Raw genomic sequence first — 9,996 nt, 5'->3', positions numbered from 1 at the left:
TATTGGCTCGGCGAACCCCACTGGGGCCAGGGGATTGCGACCGAGGCCGGGCACGCCGTGGTCGACGCCGCGCGAGCGGCCGGGGCGGTGGCCCTCCGATCGCGCGCCCTGCTTGCCAATTCCGGCTCGCGCAATGTCTTGAAAAAGCTCGGTTTTGCCGAGATCGGTGAAAGCACGGACAAGGACGGCACGCTCAAAGGCCAGGCCGTCATGCTCATGCGGTTGGAGTTTGGCGAGAGATGACCGAGCTTGTCACCGAAAGACTGATCCTGCGGGCGCCGCGGCCAGAGGACGCGCCCTGCTATGCTTTAGGCATCAGCGAATTTGCCGTGGCCAGGTGGCTGACGCCCGTGCCCTGGCCCTATACGCTTTCCATGGCTCAGGAATTCCTGCGCGCGGCGCCCGCGCCGACGCCGGAAAAATCCTTCTTCATCATCGAGCATCCGACCAAGGGGCTGATCGGCTGCGTGACGCTCGTTACCGAACTCGGCTTCTGGATTTCCCGGCCGCACTGGCACAGGGGCTATGGGCTGGAGGCAGCTTCAGCGCTGATCGACTGGCATTTTGACGGCACCGGAGCGGACGCCATTCGCTCAAGCGCCCACCACAACAATGCCGCCTCCCTAAAACTCAAGGCCAAGCTCGGCTTCGTGGCGACCGGAAAGGAGATGCGTTTCTCCCAGGCGCTGCAGCATAATGTCGAGCATGTGACGACGGCGCTCAGCCGGACCGACTGGCGGGCGAGAAGGAACGATCTATGCGCGTAACGAGCGGGTGCCGCCGATGATGCTGCCCATCATCGAGACCGAAAGGCTGATCCTGCGCGCGCCGCGCGCCGGGGATGCCGAGTTTATTGCGCGCTATCTCAATGACTTCGAGGTGTCGGGCAATCTCGCGCGGGTGCCGTTTCCCTATCTGCTCTCCGATGCCCGGGCGTGGCTGCGCACAAGGCATAGCGATGTCGATGCGGACGACGCCAATTTCACCATCGAGATCAAGAACGAGGGCTATGCCGGCCATATCGGCTTTCATCCCGGTCCGGATGGACCGGTGATCGGCTATTGGCTCGGCAGGCCTTTTTGGGGGCAAGGGGTGATGACCGAGGCGGCGATTGCCTGTCTCGACTGGTTCTTTGCCACCACCGGGGCGCCGGTCGTCTATTCCGGCGTCTTTCACTTCAATCACGCTTCCCTGGCCATTCAGGAGAAGCTCGGCTTTACCCAATCGGGACGAAGCTCGTTGCTCTGCCTTGCGCGCGACGCCGAGGTGGAGCATATCGACACACAATTGACGCTTGGCGTCTGGAAGGCACGACGCACATGAAATTTCTCGATCAGGCCAAGGTCTATATCAAATCCGGTGATGGTGGCGGCGGGGCCGTCAGCTTCCACCGTGAAAAATTCATCGAATTCGGTGGCCCCGATGGCGGCAATGGCGGACGCGGCGGCGACGTCGTGGCGGTTTGCGCCGAGGGCCTCAACACGCTGATCGACTTCCGCTATCAGCAGCACTTCCGCGCGCCCACCGGCACCCATGGCATGGGCAAGAACCGCGCCGGCGCCAATGGCGAGGACATTGTGCTGCGCGTGCCCAAGGGTACGCAGATTTTTGAGGAAGACCAGGAAACCCTGATCGCCGACTTCACCGAGATCGGCCAGCGCGTCGTGCTGCTCAAGGGCGGCAATGGCGGGTTCGGCAATGCCTATTTCAAGACCAGCTCCAACCAGGCGCCGCGCCATGCCAATCCCGGTCAGCCGGGCCTCGAAAAGGGCATCTGGCTGCGTTTGAAGCTGATCGCGGACGCGGGTCTCGTCGGCCAGCCCAATGCCGGCAAGTCGACTTTTCTGGCGGCTGTGTCGGCGGCAAAGCCGAAAATTGCCGACTATCCCTTTACGACGCTACACCCGAACCTGGGCGTGGTGCGGGCTGGCGAGCGCGAATTCGTCCTGGCCGACATTCCGGGGCTGATCGAAGGCGCGAGTGAAGGCATTGGTATCGGCGACCGTTTCCTGGGCCATATCGAGCGTTGCGGCGTGCTCATTCACCTGATCGACGGCACCAATGAAGACGTGGCGCATGTCTATAAGGCCGTGCGCTATGAACTCGGCGCCTATGCCGATGTGCTGGCCGAAAAGCCCGAAATCGTCGTGCTCAACAAGATCGACGCGCTGACGCCCGACGAGCTCAAGGCCAAGGTCAAGGCGCTGAAGAAGGCGAGCAAGGCCGAGGTACACACCATCTCCGGCGCCACGGGTCAGGGTGTCGAACAGGTGCTGTTCGACGTGCTCGCGGTGATCGACGAGAGCCGCGCCGAAGAAGAAAAGGTCCTCGCGCCCAAGACCGAAGAGAAGTGGACCCCCTGATGTCAGCCAATGCGCTGGCGCCCTATCGGCGCATTACCATCAAGATCGGTTCGGCGCTGCTGGTCGACAAGGCTGGTAAACTGCGCAAGGCATGGCTCGACGATCTCGCCGAGGATATTGCAGCGCTCAAGGCCGAGGGACGCGACATCGTCGTCGTCTCCTCGGGCGCCATTGCGCTGGGGCGCGGGCTCTTGGGGCTGTCCGCCGTGTCGCTGACGCTGGAGCAGTCGCAGGCGGCGGCGAGCGCGGGGCAGATTGCCCTGTCGCAGGCCTGGGCCGAGGCGCTGGCGCGGCACAATATCGTCACGGGGCAGATTCTGATCACCCCCAACATCACCGAAGAGCGCCGCTATTATCTCAACGCGCGGACCACGGTGACGACGCTGCTCGGCCTCGGGGCCATTCCGATTTTTAACGAGAATGACAGCGTGGCGACGGCGGAAATCCGCTATGGCGACAATGATCGCCTTTCGGCACGCGTCGCGACCATGATCGAGGCCGATTGCCTCGTGCTGCTCTCGGACATTGATGGGCTCTATACGGCGCCGCCGGCGAAAGACCCCAATGCCCAGCATATTCCGGTGGTCGAAAGCATTACGCCGGCCATTGAGGCCATGGCGGGGGGCGCCGCGAGCCACCTGTCGCGCGGCGGCATGACCACCAAGGTCGAGGCCGGCAAGATCGCGACGCTGGCCGGCACGGCCATGGTGATCGCCAAGGGCACGGAAAACCATCCGCTGAAAATGCTGACCGAAGGCGGGCGCCATACCCTCTTCCACCCTGCCCGGTCCCGCGCCCAGGCGCGGAAACGCTGGATCATGGGGACGCTGACCGTGGCTGGCACGCTGCAGGTCGATGCCGGCGCGACCGGTGCGCTGAAGCAGGGCCGCTCGCTGCTGCCGATCGGCGTGACCAAGGTGACGGGCGAATTCGAACGCGGTGATACGGTTGCCATTACCGACCCCGATGGCCGCGAAATTGCGCGCGGCCTCGTGGGCTTTGACAGCGACGACGCGCGGCTGATCATCGGCAAGCGCAGCGATGTGGTGATCGAACTTCTGGGCTCTGGAAATCGCGCGGCGATGATCCATCGCGATAATCTGGTGCTGACGGCGGCCGCCGAGGAGATAAGTCAATGAGCCTTGCCGAAGTCGCCTCCAACGATATTCCCGCCATGATGCTTGAACTTGGCCGCAAGGCGCGGGCCGCAGCGAGCAAACTCGCGACGGCGAGTGCCGAACGCAAATATGCAGCGCTGATCGGGGCGGCCGAGGCCGTGCGCACTCACAAGGCGGACATTCTGGCCGCCAACGCCGTCGACATGGAAAATGCCGAAGCCAAGGGCATGACCAAGGCGTTTCAGGATCGGCTGCTGCTGACCGATGCGCGGCTCGACGGCATTATCGATGCGCTGCGCACCATTGCCGAACTGCCCGATCCCGTCGGCGCTATCATTTCCGAATGGGACCGGCCCAATGGCCTTCATATCGAGCGCGTCCGAACGCCGCTCGGCGTCATCGGCGTCATCTATGAAAGCCGGCCGAACGTGACGGCGGATGCCGGGGCGTTGTGCCTCAAATCGGGCAATGCGGTCATCCTCCGCGGCGGCAGCGACAGCGTGCATTCCTCGCGCGCGCTGGTCGATTGCCTGCGGCTGGGCCTGAAACTGGCCGGCCTGCCGGAAGACGGCGTGCAGCTGGTGCCGACCACCGATCGCTCGGCCGTGGGCGAACTGCTGGGCGGGCTCGGCGGCACCATCGACGTCATCGTCCCGCGCGGCGGCAAGTCGCTGGTGGCGCGGGTGCAATCAGAAGCGCGGGTGCCGGTCTTTGCCCATCTCGAAGGCCTCGTACACGTCTATATCGACCGCTCGGCCGATCTCGACAAAGCCGTGTCCATCACGCTCAACGCCAAGATGCGCCGCACCGGCATTTGCGGGGCAGCAGAAACGCTGCTCGTCCACAAGGACGTGGTGTCCACCCATCTCAAGCCCATCATCGATGCGCTGGTAGCAAAAGGCTGTGAAATCCGAGGCGATGCGACGGTCCAATCACTGATCGCGGAAGCAAAGCCGGCGACCGAAGAGGATTGGAAGACCGAATACGAGGATGCGATCATCTCGGTAAAGGTGGTCGACAGCGTCGATGCGGCGATTGCCCATATCGAAAAGTATTCGAGCCACCACACCGAGGCGATCATTGCCGAAGACCCGGCGGCCGTCGAAAAATTCTTCAACGAGATCGACAGCGCCATCCTCGTCCACAATGCGTCCACCCAGTTTGCCGATGGCGGCGAATTCGGCTTTGGCGGCGAGATCGGCATTGCGACGGGCAAAATGCATGCGCGCGGGCCGGTGGGGGTCGAGCAATTGACCTCTTTCAAATACCGCGTTCGCGGCAACGGGCAGCTCCGACCCTGATGCCAATGGACTTTGAACCCGCTGCGTTTCGGGTCCGGCACCCTCTCCCCCAGGGGGAGAGGTAAGGGTGACCCTGCGCTACTCCGTCCGTATTCCCGGCATAACCGATCTGCCGCCTTCAGGCAGCGGCATGCGCATTGGGCTTTTCGGGGGCAGTTTCAATCCCATCCATGCCGGTCATGTGCTGGTGATGGAAGAGACCTTGCGCCGGCTGGAACTGGACGCGCTCTGGGTGCTGGTGACCCCCGGAAATCCGCTGAAAAACCACTCGGAACTGGCCCCGCTCGCCGACCGGGTTCGGGCAGCACGGGCGCTCATCACCAATCCGCGCATCCGCGTCACCGGCTTTGAGGCGCAAAAGGGGTTTAGGTACACCTGGCAGACCGTGCGTTTTCTGAGGCACTCGCTGGCGGATCGGCGTTTCGTCTGGATCATGGGCGCGGATAGCCTTGCCGATTTCCATCGCTGGGAGCGCTGGCAGGACATCGCGAACACCCTGCCGATCGCCGTCTATGCACGACCGGGCTCATCCAACCGGGCGCTGGCCTCTCGGGCAGCACTAGCCCTCGACCACGCGCAGATCGACCAGGAGGACGCCCCGATCCTCGCCGGTCTTCATGCCCCGGCCTGGGTCTATCTCCACGGCCGCCAATCGCACCTTTCCTCAAGCGAGATTCGCGCCAGGCGGCGTGCTGACGCGGCTAAATGAGCAGTCATCTTGCGAAATTCGCCGGAAACGCGCATATAGGGCAAAATGATCGCTGTCTCGGAACAGGAACTGACGGCTTGCCGTTTGCCAAGACGCCGCAATATTCCGATCAACAACCAAGGATGCTGACCCAACGCATGACCCATGCTTGCGCATGGGCGGAAGGCCATTTCTGATGGCCGCGCTGCCCACAAACACTGTTTCCACCCCCGCAACGCCGGCTGTGCCATCGGTCGAGGCGGCCGTCGAACTCATTCTCAACACGCTCGAAGATGCCAAGGCTGAAGAGACCGTATCGGTCGATATCACCGGCAAATCTTCGCTGGCCGACCACATGATCGTGACCTCGGGCCGTTCCCAGCGCCATGTGGGCGCCGTGGCGGACCAGATCATCCGGGCGTTGCGTGACAATGGCTTTGGCAAGCCCCGCGTCGAGGGCCTGCCCCATTGCGACTGGGTGCTGGTCGATACCGGCGACGTGATCGTCCATATCTTCCGCCCGGAAGTGCGTGAATTCTACAATATCGAGAAGATGTGGCAGGCGGACTTTTCCGCCGACGCCCACTGAGCTCAGCCGATTCAAGGTTTTCCAAAACCTTGAATCGGTCTTTTAGCGCCGGCCAAGGTTTTGCCGCGCCGGCGCACGAGGATAGATCATGCGCATAGCCATTGCGGCAGTGGGCCGGATGAAATCCGGCCCCGAGCGCGAACTGGTTTCCCGCTATCTCGATCGCGCCAGCGCCAGCGGCAAGCCCTTGGCGCTGACGGGCTTTGACGTTTCCGAACTCAATGAATCCCGGGCCGGCTCGGCCGCTGCCCGCAAGGTCGAGGAGGCCAAGGGCCTGCGCGCCGCCCTGCCCGAAGGCATTCTGGTGATGCTCGACGAGCGCGGCAAATCCATCGGTTCCGAACCCTTTGCCAACCTTTTGGGACGCTGGCGCGACGAGGGCCGGCCGGCGGTCTCTTTTGTTATTGGCGGGGCCGATGGCATCGATCCGGATTTTGTGAAAAGCGCCGACCTGTCGCTGAGCTTTTCGCCCATGGTCTGGCCGCACCAACTGGTCCGCATCATGCTGGCCGAACAGCTCTACCGGGCGACCACCATTCTGTCGGGCCACCCCTATCATCGCGGCGATTGAGCGCCATAATTTCAGCATGTCTCGCGCCTAGGCAGCGCGCGACGGATGGGGCTTATGGTTAAGCATCGTTAACCTGCGGTTTTCTCACCCTTTGCTAATCTCGCCCGGAGTGATTCGGTGCGCCCTGCGGGCAAGCCGCTGAGGCCAGGAGTTTCCATGCCGGTTCGTCCGGACAGTATCGTCAGAGCGACGCTCGGCGGCATTCTGCTTGCCGGCAGCCTCGCCTTGCCTCTTCTTGCCCAGACCGAGACGCCGCCCACGACGCCCGCGCCCCTGGCCCCGCTCGAACCTTCGCGCCTGCCCCCCGCCGGCGAAACGCCCGCAACCGCCCAGCCGGCCGAAACACCGGCCGATGGCGCAACCCCGCCGGCCGAACCCGCCGATGCGACGACGACCCGCGCGGCGGACCTGGCAGAGGTTGAGGCCTCGCTGCAGCTCAGCCGGGAGCGCATCGACGCGCTCAAGGCCGAAATCGCCGAGATGGAAGGCGACCGCACCCGCCAGAACGCGGCTCTGATTGCCGCCGGGCAGCGGGTGAAACTTGCCGAGATCGAAGTCACCGACGTTGAAGAGCGTCTTTCCAACCTCATCGTGCAGGAACTCGATGTGCGCGGGCGACTCGATGGCGCCGATGCCGAAATCGCCAATGTGCTGGCGGCGCTCGAGCGCATTTCGCTCAATCCCCCCCCGGCACTGATCGTCGACCCCAGCGACGCATTGGGTTCAGCCCGTGGCGCCATGCTGATCGCGGCGATCGTGCCGCAATTGCGGGCCCGCGCCGACACGGTCAGCACCGACCTCAAGCAATTGATGACCATCAAGGAGCAGGCGCTGGCCGAGGAGCAGACGCTCAAGGCCAATTATGCCGTGCTCGAGGAAGAGCAGTTGCGGATCGCGACCCTCATTGCCGCGCGCAAGCAGGGCATCGAGCAGGTCGGCGCACAGCTTTCGACCGAAGAACAGGCGGCCGTGGAACTGGCCGAACGCGCCAGCTCGCTGCGCGAGCTGAGCGACGCGCTTTCGGCGCGCGCCAACCAGACCCAATCGCCGACACCGGCCCACCCCGACCTGCCGCAGCTTTCGCCCGAGGCGGTGAAACTGGCCTTTGCCAATGCGGCGCGCACCGAACCGGCCGTGCCCTTCCCCCTGGCGCGCGGCTATCTCTCCCAGCCCGCCAATGGCGTCACCGTGGTGCAGTTTGGCGCTGGCGATGGCTTTGGCGGCATTTCCCAGGGGCAGTCGATCGTCACCCGCGCCGAAGCGCAGGTGGTGGCCCCGGCCGATGGCTGGGTGCTCTACAAGGGCCCCTACCTCAATTATGGCCAGATCCTCATTCTCAATACCGGACAGGGCTACACCGCCCTGCTGGCAGGGCTGGAAACCATCTCGGTCGATATCGGCCAGTTTGTCCTCATGGGCGAACCGCTGGGCCAGATGGGATCACGCACAATTGGGCGGACGGTAACGACCAATGCTGGCAACGCCCAGCCGACCCTTTATATAGAATTGCGACAGAACAACGAGCCGATCGACCCGGAAAGCTGGTGGGCTCAGAACGAACAGACGGGATAGTAATCCATGCGCTTGACCACCCTTCGCGCCGCCGTTCTCGGTGTGGCGCTGCTTCTGCCGGCCGTGGGGCTGATGGCACAGGATCAGCCTCCGGCCCCCGAGGCCCCGGTGGATCAGACCAACCCCAGCGGCGAACAGCCCGAGCCCACGCCCGAGCAGCTCAAGAAAGAGCCGCGCGACCCGATGGAGATCTATGCCGATCTCAATCTCTTCGGCGAAATCTTTGACCGCATCCGCGCCGAATATGTCGATCCGCCGGATGAGCAGGAACTGATCCGCGCCGCTATTCAGGGCATGCTTTCTTCGCTCGATCCGCATTCGGGCTACCTGCCGCCGCAGGACGCCGATGTGTTTCGTCAGGACACTTCGGGCGAATTCGGCGGCCTCGGCATCGAAGTCACCATGGAAGATGGCATCGTCAAGGTTATCTCGCCGATCGACGACACCCCGGCCGCCCGCGCCGGCATTCTGGCCAATGACTTCATCGTCGAGATCGACGGCACGGCCATTCAGGGCCTGACGCTCGACCAGGCGGTCGACAAGATGCGTGGCCGGGTGGGCACCGAGATCACGATCACCGTCGCCCGCGAAGGCGTCGACAAGCCGCTCGAGTTCAAGCTCACGCGCGCTACCATTGCCATGCGCGCCGTGCGCTGGACCATGGATGGCGATGTCGCCGTGCTGCGTCTCTCGCGCTTCTCGGCCCAGGCCTATATCGGTATCGAAAATGCCGTGAAGGACATTTACGCACAGCGCGATGGCAAGGCGCCAAAGGGTATCATCCTCGACCTCCGCAACAATCCGGGTGGTCTCGTCGACCAGGCGGTCTATGTTGCCGACGCCTTCCTCAAGCAGGGCGCCGTGGTTCTGACCCGTGGCCGCACCGAGCAGGAAAGCGCCCGCTATGATGCCCAGCCCGATGCGCTCGACGAACAGCTCAAGGATGTGCCGCTGGTGGTGCTGATCAATGGCGGCTCGGCTTCGGCTTCCGAAATCGTCGCCGGTGCCCTTCAGGACCACAAGCGTGCAACCCTGGTTGGCACCCGTTCCTTCGGCAAGGGTTCGGTGCAGTCGATCATCTCGCTTGGCCCCGATGGCGCCATGCGCCTGACCACGGCTCGCTACTACACCCCGGACAACCGCTCCATCCAGGCTCTCGGCATCACGCCCGATATCGAGATCCGCCAGGTGGTCCCGGCCGAGTTTCAGGGTCGTGACGAGATCGTCGGTGAAGCCGGCCTTGCCGGCCACATCACCATCGAAGGTCAGGCCGAAAGCACAGTGGGTTCCTCGGTCTATGTGCCAGCGGAAGCCGCTGACGATGCGCAGCTGCAATATGCGATCAAGCTGATCAACGGCGAAGAGACCAACCCAGCCTACCCGCCGAAGGCCGAGTAACGGCCCGGCCATGCTAAACTGGGACGCAGCGGCGTGATTCGCTGCGGCGTCCCGAAATTCATCCCCCACTGGGCAAAGCCGGACTACCGATGGCCAACGATCTGAGCACGCCACTGACCGGTCGCAGACAGCGCCTCAAGAATGCCTTGGGCCGCCCGCACCTGCCCGTGGCCAGGATCCTCTTTGGCCTCATCGCCGTGATCGCCGTCGGGACCGTTGCCCGCCTCATGCTGGTCGACGATCCCATGGGCGGCCGTCCGAGCCTTGAAGCCGGCATCGTCAATACCCAGGTCGGCAACAGCGTTGCCGATACGGTGGCCTCGGGCCCGGCAACCATCACCGCCGATCCCCAGCAATACCCGGCCGGGGGGCATACGGCCGGCGCGCCGGAGGCCG

12 protein-coding genes are annotated in these 9,996 nt (G+C 63.8%); all 12 read left to right on the top strand.

Annotated elements, in window-relative coordinates:
- Nucleotides 1-243 (top strand): GNAT family N-acetyltransferase (locus J0I64_RS05425; protein ID WP_291406590.1); only part of this gene is annotated, 243 nt, incomplete at its 5' end.
- Complete coding sequence (locus tag J0I64_RS05420; protein ID WP_291406589.1) at nt 240-767, top strand: GNAT family N-acetyltransferase; 528 nt, start codon at nt 240-242, stop codon at nt 765-767. The genes J0I64_RS05425 and J0I64_RS05420, both read left to right, overlap by 4 nt.
- A gap of 16 nt (nt 768-783) precedes the next feature.
- Nucleotides 784-1,323, top strand: coding sequence for a GNAT family N-acetyltransferase (locus J0I64_RS05415; RefSeq protein ID WP_291406588.1), 540 nt, complete (start codon nt 784-786; stop codon nt 1,321-1,323).
- Nucleotides 1,320-2,363 (top strand): GTPase ObgE, encoded by a 1,044-nt coding sequence (gene obgE / locus J0I64_RS05410; protein ID WP_291406587.1) that lies wholly within the window; start codon nt 1,320-1,322, stop codon nt 2,361-2,363. Before J0I64_RS05415 ends, obgE begins: the two co-directional genes overlap by 4 nt.
- Nucleotides 2,363-3,502 (top strand): glutamate 5-kinase, encoded by a 1,140-nt coding sequence (gene proB, locus J0I64_RS05405; protein ID WP_291406586.1) that lies wholly within the window; start codon nt 2,363-2,365, stop codon nt 3,500-3,502. The genes obgE and proB overlap by 1 nt, the downstream gene beginning before the upstream one ends.
- Nucleotides 3,499-4,782 carry a glutamate-5-semialdehyde dehydrogenase gene (locus J0I64_RS05400; RefSeq protein ID WP_291406585.1) on the top strand — a complete coding sequence of 428 codons (1,284 nt, stop codon included), beginning with the start codon at nt 3,499-3,501 and terminating at the stop codon, nt 4,780-4,782. Before proB ends, J0I64_RS05400 begins: the two co-directional genes overlap by 4 nt.
- 67 nt (nt 4,783-4,849) lie before the next feature.
- Nucleotides 4,850-5,491 carry a nicotinate-nucleotide adenylyltransferase gene (locus J0I64_RS05395; protein ID WP_366933695.1) on the top strand — a complete coding sequence of 214 codons (642 nt, stop codon included), beginning with the start codon at nt 4,850-4,852 and terminating at the stop codon, nt 5,489-5,491.
- Nucleotides 5,492-5,666: 175 nt separating this feature from the next.
- A complete protein-coding gene (gene rsfS / locus J0I64_RS05390) occupies nt 5,667-6,059 on the top strand; it encodes a ribosome silencing factor (protein WP_291406584.1) in 393 nt (130 codons plus the stop codon).
- Between the two features lie 88 nt (nt 6,060-6,147).
- The gene (gene rlmH, locus J0I64_RS05385) at nt 6,148-6,630 is read left to right on the top strand and encodes a 23S rRNA (pseudouridine(1915)-N(3))-methyltransferase RlmH (RefSeq protein ID WP_291406583.1); all 483 of its coding nucleotides are present in this window, start codon (nt 6,148-6,150) and stop codon (nt 6,628-6,630) included.
- 156 nt (nt 6,631-6,786) lie between these two features.
- Nucleotides 6,787-8,202 carry a peptidoglycan DD-metalloendopeptidase family protein gene (locus tag J0I64_RS05380; RefSeq protein WP_291406582.1) on the top strand — a complete coding sequence of 472 codons (1,416 nt, stop codon included), beginning with the start codon at nt 6,787-6,789 and terminating at the stop codon, nt 8,200-8,202.
- 6 nt (nt 8,203-8,208) lie between these two features.
- On the top strand, nt 8,209-9,600 hold the full coding sequence (locus tag J0I64_RS05375; RefSeq protein ID WP_291406581.1) for a S41 family peptidase: 1,392 nt from the start codon (nt 8,209-8,211) through the stop codon (nt 9,598-9,600).
- 89 nt (nt 9,601-9,689) lie between these two features.
- A partial coding sequence (locus J0I64_RS05370) for a hypothetical protein (RefSeq protein ID WP_291406580.1) occupies nt 9,690-9,996 on the top strand: 307 nt, incomplete at its 3' end.

The organism is Devosia sp. (genome assembly GCF_017307565.1).
Taxonomy (GTDB): domain Bacteria; phylum Pseudomonadota; class Alphaproteobacteria; order Rhizobiales; family Devosiaceae; genus Devosia.
This window is presented reverse-complemented; position numbering and strand designations above follow the sequence as displayed.

What these genes read in the sequence shown, in the direction of transcription:
- rsfS (WP_291406584.1), top strand. Translation starts at nt 5,667, where the DNA reads ATGGCCGCGCTGCCCACAAACACTGTTTCCACCCCCGCAACGCCGGCT.
- J0I64_RS05400 (WP_291406585.1), top strand. Translation starts at nt 3,499, where the DNA reads ATGAGCCTTGCCGAAGTCGCCTCCAACGATATTCCCGCCATGATGCTT.
- J0I64_RS05420 (WP_291406589.1), top strand. Translation starts at nt 240, where the DNA reads ATGACCGAGCTTGTCACCGAAAGACTGATCCTGCGGGCGCCGCGGCCA.
- obgE (WP_291406587.1), top strand. Translation starts at nt 1,320, where the DNA reads ATGAAATTTCTCGATCAGGCCAAGGTCTATATCAAATCCGGTGATGGT.
- proB (WP_291406586.1), top strand. Translation starts at nt 2,363, where the DNA reads ATGTCAGCCAATGCGCTGGCGCCCTATCGGCGCATTACCATCAAGATC.
- J0I64_RS05415 (WP_291406588.1), top strand. Translation starts at nt 784, where the DNA reads ATGATGCTGCCCATCATCGAGACCGAAAGGCTGATCCTGCGCGCGCCG.
- J0I64_RS05380 (WP_291406582.1), top strand. Translation starts at nt 6,787, where the DNA reads ATGCCGGTTCGTCCGGACAGTATCGTCAGAGCGACGCTCGGCGGCATT.
- rlmH (WP_291406583.1), top strand. Translation starts at nt 6,148, where the DNA reads ATGCGCATAGCCATTGCGGCAGTGGGCCGGATGAAATCCGGCCCCGAG.
- J0I64_RS05375 (WP_291406581.1), top strand. Translation starts at nt 8,209, where the DNA reads ATGCGCTTGACCACCCTTCGCGCCGCCGTTCTCGGTGTGGCGCTGCTT.